Annotated in this window: 15 protein-coding genes; 4 read left to right on the top strand and 11 right to left on the bottom strand. The window is 60.0% G+C overall.

The window, feature by feature from the left end:
* Nucleotides 1–13: 13 nt before the first annotated feature.
* Nucleotides 14–1069, bottom strand: coding sequence for a phytoene/squalene synthase family protein (locus GSQ77_RS16590; RefSeq protein ID WP_158903819.1), 1056 nt, complete (start codon nt 1067–1069; stop codon nt 14–16).
* Between the two features lie 129 nt (nt 1070–1198).
* Here GSQ77_RS16590 and GSQ77_RS16585 point away from each other — a divergent pair, with 129 nt between their 5' ends.
* Nucleotides 1199–1948: a helix-turn-helix transcriptional regulator gene (locus GSQ77_RS16585; RefSeq protein ID WP_158903818.1), complete on the top strand. Its 750-nt coding sequence runs from the start codon at nt 1199–1201 to the stop codon at nt 1946–1948.
* A 78-nt stretch (nt 1949–2026) separates the two neighbouring features.
* Nucleotides 2027–2794, top strand: a complete 768-nt coding sequence (locus tag GSQ77_RS16580; protein WP_158903817.1) for a sulfite exporter TauE/SafE family protein — start codon at nt 2027–2029, stop codon at nt 2792–2794.
* 61 nt (nt 2795–2855) lie between these two features.
* Here the strand turns inward: GSQ77_RS16580 and GSQ77_RS16575 are convergent, their stop codons facing one another.
* On the bottom strand, nt 2856–3506 hold the full coding sequence (locus GSQ77_RS16575; protein ID WP_158903816.1) for a peroxiredoxin-like family protein: 651 nt from the start codon (nt 3504–3506) through the stop codon (nt 2856–2858).
* A gap of 133 nt (nt 3507–3639) precedes the next feature.
* Between GSQ77_RS16575 and GSQ77_RS16570 the strand changes: the two genes are divergently transcribed.
* Nucleotides 3640–4524: a LysR family transcriptional regulator gene (locus GSQ77_RS16570; RefSeq protein WP_158903815.1), complete on the top strand. Its 885-nt coding sequence runs from the start codon at nt 3640–3642 to the stop codon at nt 4522–4524.
* Nucleotides 4525–4527: 3 nt separating this feature from the next.
* Here the strand turns inward: GSQ77_RS16570 and GSQ77_RS16565 are convergent, their stop codons facing one another.
* The 5 genes from GSQ77_RS16565 to GSQ77_RS16545 form a co-directional block, all read right to left on the bottom strand.
* The gene (locus GSQ77_RS16565; RefSeq protein ID WP_158903814.1) at nt 4528–5517 is read right to left on the bottom strand and encodes a zinc-dependent alcohol dehydrogenase family protein; all 990 of its coding nucleotides are present in this window, start codon (nt 5515–5517) and stop codon (nt 4528–4530) included.
* Between the two features lie 74 nt (nt 5518–5591).
* A complete protein-coding gene (locus tag GSQ77_RS16560) occupies nt 5592–6695 on the bottom strand; it encodes an alkene reductase (RefSeq protein ID WP_158903813.1) in 1104 nt (367 codons plus the stop codon).
* Between the two features lie 347 nt (nt 6696–7042).
* Nucleotides 7043–7906 (bottom strand): NmrA family NAD(P)-binding protein, encoded by an 864-nt coding sequence (locus GSQ77_RS16555; protein ID WP_158903812.1) that lies wholly within the window; start codon nt 7904–7906, stop codon nt 7043–7045.
* Between the two features lie 203 nt (nt 7907–8109).
* The gene (locus tag GSQ77_RS16550) at nt 8110–8436 is read right to left on the bottom strand and encodes a DoxX family protein (protein ID WP_158903811.1); all 327 of its coding nucleotides are present in this window, start codon (nt 8434–8436) and stop codon (nt 8110–8112) included.
* Between the two features lie 244 nt (nt 8437–8680).
* Nucleotides 8681–9583 (bottom strand): LysR family transcriptional regulator, encoded by a 903-nt coding sequence (locus tag GSQ77_RS16545; protein WP_158903810.1) that lies wholly within the window; start codon nt 9581–9583, stop codon nt 8681–8683.
* Nucleotides 9584–9791: 208 nt separating this feature from the next.
* Between GSQ77_RS16545 and GSQ77_RS16540 the strand changes: the two genes are divergently transcribed.
* Nucleotides 9792–10679, top strand: a complete 888-nt coding sequence (locus tag GSQ77_RS16540) for an alpha/beta hydrolase (protein WP_158903809.1) — start codon at nt 9792–9794, stop codon at nt 10677–10679.
* A 196-nt stretch (nt 10680–10875) separates the two neighbouring features.
* On the opposite strand, the gene GSQ77_RS16535 is transcribed toward GSQ77_RS16540, so the two are convergent.
* Genes GSQ77_RS16535 through GSQ77_RS16520 form a run of 4 tightly spaced genes read right to left on the bottom strand, consistent with a single transcriptional unit; the run spans nt 10876 to nt 14539 of the window.
* Nucleotides 10876–11736, bottom strand: coding sequence for a metal ABC transporter permease (locus GSQ77_RS16535; RefSeq protein WP_158903808.1), 861 nt, complete (start codon nt 11734–11736; stop codon nt 10876–10878).
* Between the two features lie 2 nt (nt 11737–11738).
* Nucleotides 11739–12650, bottom strand: a complete 912-nt coding sequence (locus GSQ77_RS16530) for a metal ABC transporter permease (protein WP_158903807.1) — start codon at nt 12648–12650, stop codon at nt 11739–11741.
* A 6-nt stretch (nt 12651–12656) separates the two neighbouring features.
* Nucleotides 12657–13478: a metal ABC transporter ATP-binding protein gene (locus GSQ77_RS16525; RefSeq protein WP_158903960.1), complete on the bottom strand. Its 822-nt coding sequence runs from the start codon at nt 13476–13478 to the stop codon at nt 12657–12659.
* 5 nt (nt 13479–13483) lie between these two features.
* Nucleotides 13484–14539: a metal ABC transporter solute-binding protein, Zn/Mn family gene (locus GSQ77_RS16520; protein ID WP_254067653.1), complete on the bottom strand. Its 1056-nt coding sequence runs from the start codon at nt 14537–14539 to the stop codon at nt 13484–13486.
* Nucleotides 14540–14552: the final 13 nt, after the last annotated feature.

Raw genomic sequence — 14552 nt, 5'->3', positions numbered from 1 at the left:
TCGCTCGTTGCCCTTAACTACCGCCCAGTCGCGCCTCGATTTTCCCTATCAACCGCTCAGCGCAGATACGCACCAATGTGTCGGACGCCACCAGCGGCAATGAACACGCTATGACCTGATACACCTTGTTGCGTCGTATCTTCGAGACCTTTTCCGGATCCAGCCAGTCGTCGTTATCGACAAGCAGCAGCAGCGTTTCCAGGCCGATCACGACCGGCCACAAACACGCCAGGCGCAATCGAATGGAAAACGCGGGAATAGCGAGCGTGTATTCAACCGCCTCGCGAAAGTGATCCAACGACATCCGGATAAGCTCGAACAACAGCGGTTGTGCGCGACGAGAATTGCTCGGCAACAAGAGATCTTGCGGATTTAAGCCGAAGCGATCCAGCAGCGTGACCGGAAGGTAACAGCGTCCGATACGCAAATCCTTGCCGCAGTCCCGCAGCACATTGGTCATCTGTAGCGCTTTGCCGAACCGAACGCCCCGCTGCAACATGGCTTCGGGCTTCCCTTTGAGGGCTCCCGGCATGTGGGCGTAGGTCATCTTGGTCCAGAATTCCCCCACGCAACCCGCAACCAGATAAGTGTATTGGTCGAGCTCGGCCAATTCGCGAAGCGCGACAATCTGGCCCGAGCGCTCGTCAGGGAACGTACGGAGATCGAATTCCATGCCCTTCGTCAGCGTCGTGACGATTTCGCGTACGGCCTCTCGATCGGACTCGCTCAATTGCGATAACACCACCAGGGCCGGCCCGAGTGACTCGAGCAGAACTTTTTCGTCCGACAGCGTTTGCTGACCCGCCACTTCCGCGGCCAAACGCCGCACCAGCGCGCCGTCGTCGGTCGCGCCATTGACTTGACTGCGCAGCGACAGCAGCAACTCCAGTCGTTGCTCGGGCGGAATCAGCGACGTGTCGGCTATCGTATCGGCGGCCCGTGCCAACAGATACGCCAAACCGATCGGATCGCGCATGCCGACCGGCAGCACGCGCAGAGTCAGGTAAAAGGAACGTGAAACACCTTTCAGCAGCGGGCCAAGAAGGAAAGCCCGATTAGGATTAGGCATGGATGGATCAGGTCAGTATGGGAAAATTGAGCGATGCCGAATTGTATCCGGCAAAATGCTATTGCTTCGTCGAATATGACGATCCCCTAAAACCGTCCCCTAAAGCGTCGCTCTCAAACGGAATACCCAATGAATATCGATTTTATGGCCGCCGCAGAGCCGGACGGACGCGATATCTGGCGATACCGACGTATCGGCACCGACACGCCCGTTGAAATCGCCTTATGGGGTGGGCAGACGCATCCGGCGTTGCGTTCGCACTTTCACGAAGAAGCGCAACTGACGTTTGTGGCTAGCGGATGCCGATGTTTTTCCGTAGCGGGACAGGTCATAGAGGTGCGTGAAGGCGAGTTCGTTTTAATCCCGCCGTCCGTGTTACACGCGGCTACCCATGAGGCATCGGCCGGTACAGTCAGTTTCAACCTGTACCTTCCTCGTTCTATCTTGGCAGCAATTCCGCAGCGCGCGGAGATATACACGATGCCGCCGCATTGGGCGAACGCGAGAGCAGTCGGTTTGCATGAAATACTGGAGCTGCTCGAAGAGCGTGTCACTTCCTCGGATCATCGCGATTCGGATCGCAGCGGCGCAAACGCCTTGCGTCGACACATCACGTCCACCGATGCCACGATCAAGCACTTGGCCGCCGCCAGCGGGTTCAGTCGGGAAGGTTATACGCGGCTGTTTTCCCGAGCCATCGGTATAGCGCCTTCACGGTATCGCCTGCTGCATCGTCTCAACGAAGCGAGGGCGTTGTTGCGCAAAGGCGAAGCGGTGGCGTCAGTGGCATCGGACACGGGTTTTGCCGATCAAAGCCACCTCGGCCGCCATTTCCTGGCGGCCTTCGGTACCACGCCACGGTCCTACCGAGACGGATAAGCGGGGCATAGTTGTCACATTCGTTCCAGACTCTGCGAGCGCCTCTCCCTACAATGCATAAGCATAAACGGAGAACGTATGAATCTGATGACCGGGACGTTGCTGCTCGCAGCTGGGGCGGTTGGCGGGATAGTCAATGCATTGGCTGGCGGCGCTACGCTGATTACCTTTCCAGCCATGCTGGCCGCCGGTTTGCCGGCCATTGCCGCCAACGCGTCGAATGCCGTGGCGATATCGCCGGGGCATCTTATCGCAGCGCTGGCGGATCGCAGTCGCCTTCCGCCTTTCGACAAACGCTTGTGCTTGCTGACGCTTTGCGCACTTATAGGCGGCGCGCTGGGTGGCTTGGTGTTGCTGCACATTTCCGAACGGGATTTCACATTGCCGGTGCCTGCGCTGATCGCCTTCGCGACCGCACTGTTCGCGCTGGCGCCCACGATTCAAAGGCGTGCGGAGCAACGCCATGAGGCACTCGGGCGCAGTCGAACTCAATATCGAGCGCTGGGATCGATAGGGCTCGCATCGGTGTATGGCGGTTTCTTCGGGGCAGGCCTAGGGGTGATGCTGACTGCCGTGCTCGCGATCACAGAGCCGGGGGATTTGCGCTCCGTCAAGGCGTTGAAGAACCTGCTTGCGACCGCGGTCAGCGCGGCCGCTGTCCTGGTGTTCATCGTCAAAGGCATTGTCGTTTGGCCGCCTACGCTGGTCATGCTGGTAGGCGCAGCCGTTGGCGGTTATGCCGGCGGTCATCTGATTCGAATCCTTCCGGCAACCACGGTGCGCCGGATTGTGATTGTCGCGGGCGTGGCAATGACGATCATCTACGCGTATCGGTACTGGTGGTAGATGAAGATGGTAAATGAGGGCGGTAGACGAGGGTGGTAGATGTGAGTTCGAAGCGACGGTTTTAAATAAGCGAGCGTGGGCCGCGAGGCAGCATCGCGTGCCGGGCTTGCACGGCCTTTAACGCGCTCAGTAGCGACGCGGCTTCGAAGCGCTTCCTGTAGTCCACGTCGATGAACGCCAGCGCAACGGTGCCGTCGCGGTCCAGTAGGTACGTGGCGGGTATCGGAACTAGCCAGGTGCCCGCCCTCTTTGTGGACGGCGGCGTGTAGCCTAACGCTTCATACCTGGGCCTGAGACCGACCGGAAGATCGAACGCAAGTCCATATGCCCGTGCGACCTTCATGCCGATGTCTTGCAATTCGGGCATTGGAACCGGGTCGCTCGGCACGGTCGGTTTGCTGGGCGGCGCGATCGCAACGGCGCTTGCACCGAGCGAGACTACGTCCTGGTGCATGGACGCAAATTCGGCCACGCTGTGCTCCCCGAACGAACACCATGCGCCCCTGAAGAAGCGCAGAACCACAGGGCCTGTGCTCAGCAACGCTTCGAGGGCTATGCGTCGCCCTGAGGCGTCTGCAAGGGTGAAGAGTGGCGCCCGTGCGCCCGCGCGCAGCGCACTCGCTGCCGCTTTGGATGCCGCGGCCATGGCCAGTTCGGCGTCGGCGTCCGACTGCCGGCTGGCCGTGCTGCTTCCCTTCTCTATTGTCGACATCACTGTCTCCCAGGGTGGGTAACGGACTCAAAGGCAGACTCAAAGACAGCATCAACGGTATCGAATTTATTCATTCCATTGAAGAAGCGAAAGGCGCAAAATCTTGCAGTACTTATTCCGTCGGAGAATCAAGATGGACCGTCTCGCTGCGATCGAAATTTATATACGCGTTGTCGACACCGGTTCGTTCTCTGCGGCCGCGCGGCACTACGACATCGGCCAACCCGCTGTGTCGAAGGCGATTGCGCAGCTGGAGGAATGGCTGGGCGTCAAGCTCTTGCTCAGGACCACGCGCGTGCTCACGCCAACCGAGGCCGGCAACAGCTTCTACTTGCGCGCCAAGCGTGCGGTCGAGGAGACCGACGAAGCGGTGCTGGCTGCACGCGGAACGGCGTCGGGCCTGTCGGGCAAGCTGCGAGTGTCGGCGGCCGTGTGTTTTGCGCGACTGCATATCGTGCCGCGGCTGCCGGAATTCATGGACCAACATCCGAGTCTCGAGCTGGAATTGGTTTTGGACGACCGCAATATCGACCTCGTCGAGGAGGGTATCGATGTCGCCTTGCGCATGGGCGCTTTGTCGGACTCCAACATGACCGCCCGCAAGATCGCCGAGGCCCGCCGCCGCGTGTTGGGCACGCCCGAGTATTTCAAGCGCTACGGCATCCCCAACGCGCCTGGCGATCTGCTCGCGCATCAGGCCATCATCTACACGCGCGACGGCGGAGGCGAAGACTGGAAGTTCCGCAAAGAGACCGCGGAGGTGTCGGTCAAAATGCACGGCCGAGTGAAAATCACCGCGACCGAAGGCTTGCGCGCCGCGGTGTTCACCGACATGGGCTTGGCCATCGCATCCGAATGGGCCTTCACGCCGGAGCTGAAATCGGGCGCCGTCGTGTCGGTGATGGACGATTGGGTCCTTCCGCCTATCAGCCTGTCGGCCGTGTATCCGACCGGGCGGCTGGCAAGCACAAAGGCCAGGCAGTTCACCGCTTTCGTAGAGGACTGCCTGGCTGGCTAGCCTTTACACCGTCACGACGATTTTGCCGAACTGGCCGTTCTGCTCCAGGTAGCGATGCACTTCCACCATGTCATCGAACTTGAACGTCCGGTCGATGACGGGTTTGAGCGCGCCGGCTTCGAGGCCCTTGAGCACATACTCCACCGCTGCCTTGCGACGTGTTTCGTCGCCGGTCGTCAGCCAGATGTTGTGCGCCTTGACGGTCGGCATCTTGCCTATCATTTCCAGTACCGGTAGCGGGGTGACGTCCTCGCTGAGTGCCCCATAGAGGTACACGATGCCCTGGAACGAGAGCGCCGAAATCAGCTTCGCGAAGGTCGGGCCACCCACGGGGTCGAACGCGACGCGCGCACCTTTGCCGTCCGTGATGCGCATCACTTCTTGCACGAGGTCGACTTCTTCCGTAGCGATCACGTGAGTGGCGCCCGCATCCAGCAGTTGTTGGCGCTTGGCCGAAGTGCGCGTCAGGGCGATCGATGTGGCGCCGGCGTAGTTCGTGATCTGTATCGCGGCCAGTCCCACGCTGCTGGAAGCCGCGGGAATGATGACGAAGTCGCCCTTGGTGACTTTGGCATCTTCGACTAGCGCGCCGTACGCCGTCACAAACATCATCCAGATCGACGCAGCCTCGGGAAACGAAAGCGATTTCGGGTGCTTCACGACGGCGTATTCCGGCGCGAGTACCACCTCGCCATACATGAAGTATTGATTCATCGAGAAGGACGGGATCGTATTGACCTCGTCACCGACCGCGAAGCCGGTAACGTCCCGGCCCACGGCATCGACGATGCCTGCCGCCTCATAGCCCAGGCCGGCGGGGTACTTCACGGGTTCGATGTAGGCGTCATTGCGCCACATGGCCTCCGCGCGGTTGATGCCAATGGCCTTGACCTTGATACGAACCTCGGTAGGGCCGGGGGCCGGAACCTGCGTTTCGACGAATTCGAGGACCTCCGGCCCTCCGGCTTTTGCGAACTTGATGGTGCGTGACATGAAAACTCCTAACTTATTGGACGATGAGTGGACGACGAGATAGCTTTGGCTGGCAATGCGACTGGCCCTTAAGCTTAGACGGTCTCTGCGACTTCGACAGCGGGAAAGTCGGTGTAGCCCGTTTCGTCACCACCCCAGAACGCGGAGCGGACATACGGCGTGAGCGGCAGGTTGTGCTTGAAGCGATACGGCAGATCGGGATTCGACGAGAAGTAGCGGCCGAACGCGACCACATCGGCGTCGCCGGATGCCACGATCGCCTCGGCACCGGCGCGATCGAAACCGCCCGCCGCGATGATCGGACCCGCGAAGTGCGCACGCAGGTACTTCGAAGCGACGGGGCCTTGGCCTTCATGCAGGGTATCGTCACCTTTGACGCGTGGCTCGATCACATGCAGGTAGGCGATCTTATAGTCGTTGAGCACCTTCGCGACGTAGCTGAAGGACGCCTGCGGATCGCTGTCGGAGACGCCACCCCATTCGCCCGATGGCGAGATGCGCACGCCAACCCGGTCGGCGCCCCACACCGAAATGAGCGCTTCGACGGTCTCGCGCAGGAAGCGCACGCGGTTCTCGATCGGGCCGCCATAGGCGTCCGTGCGCTTATTGCTGCCGTCCTGGATGAATTGATCGACCAGATAGCCGTTGGCGGCGTGGAGTTCTACGCCGTCGAAACCGGCGTCCAGGGCACGCTGGGCAGCAACGCGGAATTCTTCGACAATACCCGGGATCTCTTCAATGTCCAGCGCACGGTGCGGCGAGACGGGCACGAAGCCATCGGCGGTCAGTGCAACGCCTTCGAATGGGACGACGGAGGGCGCAACGGGGTCGACGCCACCGGTCATTTCTACGTGGCTTTGACGGCCGCCGTGTATGAGCTGCATGAAGGCGCGGCCGCCTTTGGCGTGAACGGCGTTGGCGATTGCTTTCCAGCCTTGCGTTTGCCCGTCGTGGTAAAAGCTCGCGGCGCCAAGGTAGGAGCGGGCGGGGATCGAGATGCTGACGCCTTCGATGATTTCGAGGCCGCCTTCCGACGCGCGTTGGCCATAGAAGTCAGCCATCATCGGGCTAGGGATGTCGCCGGGCTGGATGGTGCGCAGGCGAGTCATCGGAGCCAGGGCGACGCGATGTGAGAGCGTATAAGCGCCGACTTTCTTCGGGGTGAATAAGACAGACATGATGTTTCCTTGGATGTGTGGTTGGGGCCGAGTTCGGCTAAGCGCCGGTTCGTTGATGGAGAATTTATCCATTCCGCCTTGCGTTGAGAAGGCTGAAAATTGGATATGAATCATTCCAAACGAGGATATGTCGGCATTTACCGCTTGCTAGCGATGCCCACCCGACGCCCACCCCACGCCCACCCGACGCCTACCCGCCCTGCACAGACCCACACTGGGCCAATGCACACCACCCCACACATCAGGAAACACTCAACCCGCGCCAAGAATCGACGCGGGCCAAGCCGTACTGCCCGCTAAGCCTTCGTTAAGCCTTAGGCCTGCGGCAAACCTGGATTAAGCTCGCGTCAAGCTCCCTCAACGAGCTTGCGAATGACAGCGGAAAGCGCCAACTGGCCTTTAATGATGCTGTCTTCGTCACCTTCAAAATCGATCCAACCTTCGTTGAATCCATCGAGCATCCGGATGCGCGGTACGGGATCTTTCATTCCCTGACCCGTGAAAAGCGTATCCCAGCTTTCGCGGGCGACAGCTTGCGCATGCACGGGACGGCCCAAAACCCGCGAAAACGCCTGGGCGATATCGTTAGGACTGACGCGGCTCGGCCCTTCCAGTTCGACCACGCGTTTGCCTTGCCAGTCCTCCTGCAACAGCCGAGCCGCAACGCGTCCGATGTCGGCGGTCGCAACCATCGGGAAAGCCTTGTCGAGGGGTTGCAGGAACGAGTGGAGGATGCCGTCGTCGCGGGCGGAAGCAACGTCCCACGCGGCGTTCTCCATAAACCAGGCCGGGCGCAGGAACGCAACCGGTATAGACAGCGTGCTCAGTGCCTGCTCCATGAGCGTGCGCTGGGTCAGCAGATTGGTCTGTACTGCTTGCGCGCCGATCGTCGACAGGCAAACGATCCTGCGCGGCTGCGCACGGGTGAGCGCCGATGTGACAGCATCGATGACCTCGCGGGCTTCGGGAAATCCGGGGGCAGGATCGAACTCCGATGGCGGCAGGATGAAAACGCCTTCTGCGCCGTCGAATGCGCGGGCCAGTGCATCCGCATCCGTCATCTGCGCAATGGCCTGCTCGCAACCACGCGCAGTCCACGACGCACCGTTGCTAGGGTTGCGCACGACTGCGCGCACTGGCTGACCCGTTTCGAGCAATACGTTGGCAAGTGACCCGCCTACTTTCCCGCTGATTCCAGTGATGGCGTACATTTTCAATCTCTCCATGGATGAGTGATGGGTCGCGCGATCTGGCGTTTCATCACGATGGAGTCAATGATAGTGCTCTGCTTTTGTTGATGGAATAGCCATCGCGTCATTAGATTGGTGACGTCCAAGCACGAATAATCGAACGGTATCCGGAGCTTTCGCTCGATCTGGCTACCCGCAAGCAGCTTGACCCTTGGACGACCTCGTTATGACCAACCGATGGCTGCAGTCGACGCCAGCACTAAAATCGGAAGCGTCGCATGGGCGTACTCGCCGTGAATAAGCACGGTGAGGGTCGCGGCAATCATGACCGTGCAGCCGAGTGCTGCGCCCAGCGTGCGGGTTGGCGCCAGGGCCAACAAAACAGCGGTTGAGAGTTCCAGACCGCCGGTGACGAAGTGGAACCAATCTGGGTATCCCCAGTTTTCGTATTCAACGCCCGCTTGTTCCGAGAATATATTGATCAAACTTCCGAGAACGAAAAAGGCAGCGAGTGCCCAGGCAAGAATCTGCCTCCATGAGAGATTGCGCATTGATCTACCTTTCCGATGAGGGAGGGCCACCGACACTTAAACTGTGGCCGTTCCTGCTTCATGCGCTTTTCTCAGGGCGGATGAAGCAGTGCAGTCGTCATACTGCCGCATTCATAAAAAACGAGAAATACGAAATGTTGGAAACAACCGTTCCAATATCGAGAATGTTGGATGGATTCGGCGGCTTTGAACCGCGGCCGCCACCGTGGCATCGCGCGGTTAGCCGCGAGAAGCGCGTTCACTGTCACATCGTCAATCGTGCGGCCAGGAACTCGACAAAAACTCTAACCCGAGCGGGAACCATTCTCGAAGTCATGACGGCGTGCACTGGCATGGCGGGGAAACTCCAGTCGTCAAGCACGCGGCGAATCGCGCCGGCTTCGCAAGCCGGTCGCGCAACGAACGGCGAGAGTGCCGCAATGCCATAGCCCTGTTCCGCGAATTTCAAGGTCATCGAGACATTGTTGGTGGAGAACCGGCCTTGCACGTCGACATCGATCGAAGTGTCGCCGCACACCAGGCACCAGCTCGTCGGCTGCGTCATATAGGATTGAAGCACGCAGTCGTGCTCGCTGAGCTCCGTCGGATGACCGGGCTCACCTCGCCTTGCCAGGTAAGAGGGTGACGCATAAAGCAAGCGCGCGGCGCTACCCAAGCGGCGCGCGATGAGTGACTGGTCTCGCACTTCGCCCAGACGAATGCTGACGTCTACATTCTCATCCACAAAGTTGGCCGGTCGCGGCGACAAGTCCAATTCCATCGTGATGTCGGGATAGCGCTGTGCGAATTCGTCGATGACAGAGGCGACATGGATGAGGCCAAATTCGACCGGCATCGATACGCGCAGGTGTCCTGAGGGCAACTCCGCCGCCTCCTTGAGCACCTCATGTGCGATGCCCGCTTCCTGAACGATGCGCTCGCAGCGTTCCAGGTAACGCTTGCCGGGTTCTGTCAGGACCAGGCGGCGCGTAGTGCGCTCGAACAGCCGTACCGCGACGCGCTTTTCCAACGCCGCGATACGACGCGACAGTGTGGCGATCGGTATGCCGGAGAGATCGCTCGCCCGAGTAAAGCTCAGTGCACGCGCAACTTCCACGAATAAAGCCATGTCTTGCAGTGCCATTGCTGCAGACGATCTTGTCGTCAAAGCCGCTCCTATTTTCTCGTTAATGCAAGGGGTGTTTCCAAAATACCCCATTTATGCATTTGGCGGAAGGCGCCAATCTACGCACTGAACCACGCCGCTGCCTGAGTACGCAAATGAGTTACGCCGATGAGCTAGGCGCATCCGATGCGCCAAATGTGCATTCGGGCACGGATGGCCCTATCAAGCCCAATTTTTTAAGAGAACGAACATGTCTAGACAGCAACTCGCCGCCATTCTTGAAATGACCGCCAAGAACCATCCCCCCGAAGACGCCACACCGGAGATGATGCGCGCATGGGTGGAGGCTGCCACCAGCCACACACCGATCGCGGAAAACGTCGAGATCGAGCGCATCAATTGCGGACCTTGCGACGGCGATCTGATCTTGCCGGTGGGCGGAGATGCCACACGGCTGATTATTTTCTATCACGGCGGAGGTTTCTTCTTTTGCTCAAGTCGCACCCACCGCGTTACTGCCTCCAACTTGGCTCGTGCAGCGGGCTGCGCCGTGTTGGCGCCCGATTACCGTCTCGCTCCGGAAAATCCCGCGCCGGCAGCGCACAACGATGCATTTGGTGCCTATCAATGGGCCCTGCGCGAAGGTTATGAACCCAGCAAAGTGGCCTTAAGCGGAGATTCCGCGGGCGGCAATCTATCCCTGGCCACGGCGCTGCAAGCGAGAGCACATGGACTACCGCTTCCCTGTGCGCTGGCGCTGATGTCGCCTTGGCTAGATTTCGCCGAGGAGGGCGCCTCCTATCGGAATACAGAGGACGACCCCATCTTCTCGACTGAGATGCTGGCGCTCTTCAAGGATGCCTACCTCGGCGATGCCGATCGTAAGTCACCCAAAGTAACGCCGCTCTACGCGAACTTCAGCGGAATGCCACCTAGTCTAGTGCACGTGGGAAGTTGGGAAAAGTTGCGTGACGACTCGGTTACGGTCGTGCAGCGCCTGAAGGCAGCCGGCGTGGTCGCTGAACTGAAAATCTTCGACGGGATGTGCCATACCTGGCAGATGTTTGCACCGATGCTCGACGAAGGCATGGCGTCCATCGAAGAGTGTGCGGCATTCATCAAGGCACACCAGCAGTAGCAACGGTGGCGTCGTCTTCAAACGAACGCGCATGCGCCGATCTCCGTGTCGTCCATGCGTTGGATCCCCTTCATCTTCAGTTTGGGGGGACTCGGCTCGCTCTGGTGATTTGGAATGCTCTTCTTCGATCCGTTTTTCCTGTTTTGCCTGGTGGAGACCGTGGCAATTTTCGGCCTGCTCTTTATCTGGCTGGATATCAGTTTCTGCTATTGCTACCTTGCGCTGGGTGGGTACATAACGCCTGAAGTCTATCTGCATCACCTGTCAACGACCGGGTCCGTATCCGAGCCCACAAGCGGCCGAATCCATACGACATCGCCCCAAGTCCACCAACGAAAAATCCGACTGGCCAGTTCGACACATAGGAGAGGGCGATCGACGCCCACACGGTGAGGAGCGAAATACCGACTGAGAGCGATATTGCAAGGAGCGGCCGGTCAGTCAGTGATCGAGCGGCGGCGGCCGGGCCGACCATCAAGCTGAATACCAGCAGTGCCCCCACGACCGGCAACGCCATGGCAGTTGCAAGCGCCAGTATGGTCAGGAACCCCAGTTCCATTGCGCGACTGGACACACCTCTAGCCTGCGCCAATTCGGGCGATACCGAACTGATCAGTAGCGGCCGGAACAGAACAGCCGTAATCGCGATCGACAAAACACTGATCGCTGCGACCGGTGCGAGATCGCTATCGCTCACGCCGAGCACTTCACCGAAGAGGAGGGCATAGACCTCCTGGGAATATTCGCTCGTCATGCTCAGAAAGAGGGCCCCGAGTCCGAGCAACGTGACGAGGCATAGTGCTGTCGCGACTTCATGACGTCCGTGCCGGCCTAGCCGGTTGATCCCGATGACCCCGATGCCGGCGAAGACGATCAGGCCGAAGAGTGGGTTGACACCGATCAGGCTTGCCGCGGCGGCACCCGGAAACGTGCCGAGCGGCAACGCGTGCGCGGCAAATGAGGCGCCCCGGATCACAACGAAGAACCCGACGAAGCCTGCGACTGTGGCCACTATGCTCGCCACTATCCAGGTGTTGGTCATGAAGCTTGAGAACATGGTCAAACCTCGCCCGGGCCACGGGTTTTCAGAGCGATCGGCGCGCCCATCATGCGCGTCGGGTTCCGTCCGAGGTGACCCGCGATGACATACAGTATGAAAATAAGGGTGACCACGAAGAAGCTCACGGGCCAACCGTGCCCTGGTGTCCAGTAGTAGCTATCGTACGCCAGGAGTATGCCGCCCCATGTCGCGCCGATCCCGATCAATGCGGAAAGGGCGACCGCCCGGCCGGCCCGCTTCGCCATTCGCAACGCGATCGCCGCGGGTCCGATCAGCAGGGCGGTTGACAGGATGGCGCCCACCGTGATGGCAGACAGCGAGACGGCCAGCGCCAACGCCAGCAGATGCAGAAGTCCGGTCAGGCGCACCGGCACACCCCGCACTGCGGCCAGCTCCGGGTCGAGGGAACTGATCAGCAAGGGACGATAAAGCACCGCGATCGCAATCAGCGCACCTACGCCGATCACCGTCGCGAGCGGAATAATCGATGCCGGAATTGCGAACATCGAGCCGAACATGATCGTGATTGCCGCTCCGGTCGTGCTCTTGGATGTCACGTCGAAGTACAGAAACAGCGCAGCGAAGCCGAGGCCGGCGCCGAGCACGACACCGGTCACAAGATCGCGCTCACGGGCGCGGCGCACCCGGACCAGTTCCATGCCGCCTGCGGCCAGCACTGCCATGGCCAGGAATCCAAACAGGGGATTGATCCCGAGCAGGAATGACGCCGCGCCGCCCGCGCTGCTCACGTCGGCAAGCGCGTGACCGGCGAAGGACTGGCCCCTCATGACTGTAAATACGCCGATTACACTGGACACGAGCGCCGCGCCCCCTCCGACGGCCATTGCGGTGCGTACCGGCTCGTTGGTAAAGAAGCCTGGTTCAAAAACGAAAGTGAGTAAGGAGTCCATAGTGAATCAGGGGATTTGTGCAATATGAGCGGGGTGTCGCTGGACGGCAGCGAGTATCTCTGTCTCGTTGCGGGCGGCAATCACCAGCACCCTCCCATGCACGCGGATGACATCGATGTGGTAGCCGTACAGTTTGCTCAGCACATCGGTACGCACGACTTCGTCCGTCGTCCCGCTCGCTGCGTGACCATTGGCCAGGTACACGATCCGATCCATCACGGGTAGCAAGGGATTCATGTCATGAGCCGAAAGCAGGACCGCGATCCGTTGCTCGACGCACAGGCGGCGCAACAGCGCCACAATTTCGGCGGCGCTGCGCATGTCTAGGTTGGCGAGGGGCTCATCGAGCAGCAGGAGTCGAGGACGGCGAATCAACGCGTGTGCGATTAACGCGCGCTGTTGCTGGCCACCGGAGAGTTCGCCGATCCGTCGGTCGGCGAAGCTCTGCGCATCCACGGCCTTGAGCATCTCATCGACTGCCTCCCGGCGTTTCCTTGACGGCAGCGGCAAGCCGAGCCGGTGGCCGTCGAGGCCCAGGGACACCAGATCCCGCGCACGCAGCGGGAGGTAGGGGTCGAGCAGGATTTTCTGCGGTACGTAGCCCACGGAGGTCAAGCTGCTAGCGCCGTTGATCCTGACGCTGCCCATTCCCGGTGTCTGGAAGCCGAGGATCGTGCGCAGTAGGGTGGTCTTGCCCGAACCGTTCGAGCCGATAAGACCGCAGAACTCGCCCGCTTCCAGTCTGAAGCCCACCTCATGAAGGACGGTGTGCCCTGGGAAAGAGACGCTCACCCGGTCGAGCGCGAGCACTTCTTCGGCCGGGCACATGCCGCTCACTGCGCAGCCTGCAAGGTTTCGGTGGACACCTTGTCTGTCACGGCCTTTTCCAACGCATTCACTTCCGCCAACATCCACGACTGATAGGTAAAGCCGGGGCTGGGCATGGTTTCATAGACGCCAACCACCGGAATTCCATTTTTCTTTGCCAGATCGAGGAACGACTGGGTGAGCGCATCCGTTACCTGCTGGTTGTAGACGAACACCTTCACCTTGTGGCCAGTGAATAGGCCGTTCTGTTTCGTCACGTCCTGCGGCGAGGGATCGGTGCCATTCATGATTGCCGCCTGCAGACTGAAGGGCGTAGCGATGTCAGTGCCGGCGACTTCGAGCATGTAGTCGGCGACCGGCTCCGTCACCGCGACAGGTGTTTTCGCGTAGTGCGCCTTGAACGATGCGATCGCGGCCAGCCACGGTTTGAGCGACGCGTCGAACGTCTTCACGTTGGCCTGGAAGTAAGCGGCCTGCGCGGGATTCAGCTCAGAAAGATCGGCTGCCACCGCCTTGGCCACTGCCGGCATCGTCTTCGGGTCGTACCAGAGATGCGGATTCGGCGTGGTGTTGGGCAGCCCCAGCAATTGCTGAGCGTCGATGACCTTGCGCTTGCCGTTCGGCGCGGCGGCAATGATCTTGTCGGCCCACGCATCGTATCCGATACCGTTCTTGACGATCAGGTCGGCGGAAGCAATCTGCGCCGCAACCTTGGGGTTGACCTCGAAGGTGTGTGGATCCGTGTTGGGATCGGTTTCGATCGCGCTGACCTCGACGTACTTCCCGCCGATCTGCGCGATGACGTCGGCATATTCGTTTTCTACGCCGATGGCGTTGATTACGCCCGGGGCCGGCGCGGCGGCAAGAGCGGCTCCCTGATGGACGGCAAGTAAGATCAGTGCAGTTGATAGGCCACAGATGGCCTTTCTTGCTACGTGCTGAACGGCGTTGGGAAGCGAATCGGCATTCTTTTTCATAGATGTTCCTGACCCTGACAAATTAAAATCCAGATGAGAAGTGTTACGATATAACATAACATAAACCGTATCCAGTGTGTCCATACGACCGATACAT

Source organism: Burkholderia sp. L27(2015) (assembly GCF_009765705.1).
Classification (GTDB): Bacteria; Pseudomonadota; Gammaproteobacteria; order Burkholderiales; family Burkholderiaceae; genus LMUX01.
The sequence above is the reverse complement of the archived record's forward strand: the minus strand, read 5'-3'. Positions and strand labels throughout refer to the sequence as shown.

Excerpts from the sequence above, each read along its gene's own strand:
- GSQ77_RS16580 (WP_158903817.1), top strand. The coding sequence starts at position 2,027 with ATGAATCTGATGACCGGGACGTTGCTGCTCGCAGCTGGGGCGGTTGGC.
- GSQ77_RS16585 (WP_158903818.1), top strand. The coding sequence starts at position 1,199 with ATGAATATCGATTTTATGGCCGCCGCAGAGCCGGACGGACGCGATATC.
- GSQ77_RS16575 (WP_158903816.1), bottom strand. The coding sequence starts at position 3,506 with ATGTCGACAATAGAGAAGGGAAGCAGCACGGCCAGCCGGCAGTCGGAC.
- GSQ77_RS16535 (WP_158903808.1), bottom strand. The coding sequence starts at position 11,736 with ATGTTCTCAAGCTTCATGACCAACACCTGGATAGTGGCGAGCATAGTG.
- GSQ77_RS16530 (WP_158903807.1), bottom strand. The coding sequence starts at position 12,650 with ATGGACTCCTTACTCACTTTCGTTTTTGAACCAGGCTTCTTTACCAAC.
- GSQ77_RS16550 (WP_158903811.1), bottom strand. The coding sequence starts at position 8,436 with ATGCGCAATCTCTCATGGAGGCAGATTCTTGCCTGGGCACTCGCTGCC.
- GSQ77_RS16565 (WP_158903814.1), bottom strand. The coding sequence starts at position 5,517 with ATGTCACGCACCATCAAGTTCGCAAAAGCCGGAGGGCCGGAGGTCCTC.
- GSQ77_RS16555 (WP_158903812.1), bottom strand. The coding sequence starts at position 7,906 with ATGTACGCCATCACTGGAATCAGCGGGAAAGTAGGCGGGTCACTTGCC.
- GSQ77_RS16590 (WP_158903819.1), bottom strand. The coding sequence starts at position 1,069 with ATGCCTAATCCTAATCGGGCTTTCCTTCTTGGCCCGCTGCTGAAAGGT.
- GSQ77_RS16525 (WP_158903960.1), bottom strand. The coding sequence starts at position 13,478 with ATGTGCCCGGCCGAAGAAGTGCTCGCGCTCGACCGGGTGAGCGTCTCT.
- GSQ77_RS16540 (WP_158903809.1), top strand. The coding sequence starts at position 9,792 with ATGTCTAGACAGCAACTCGCCGCCATTCTTGAAATGACCGCCAAGAAC.
- GSQ77_RS16570 (WP_158903815.1), top strand. The coding sequence starts at position 3,640 with ATGGACCGTCTCGCTGCGATCGAAATTTATATACGCGTTGTCGACACC.
- GSQ77_RS16520 (WP_254067653.1), bottom strand. The coding sequence starts at position 14,539 with ATGGACACACTGGATACGGTTTATGTTATGTTATATCGTAACACTTCT.
- GSQ77_RS16560 (WP_158903813.1), bottom strand. The coding sequence starts at position 6,695 with ATGTCTGTCTTATTCACCCCGAAGAAAGTCGGCGCTTATACGCTCTCA.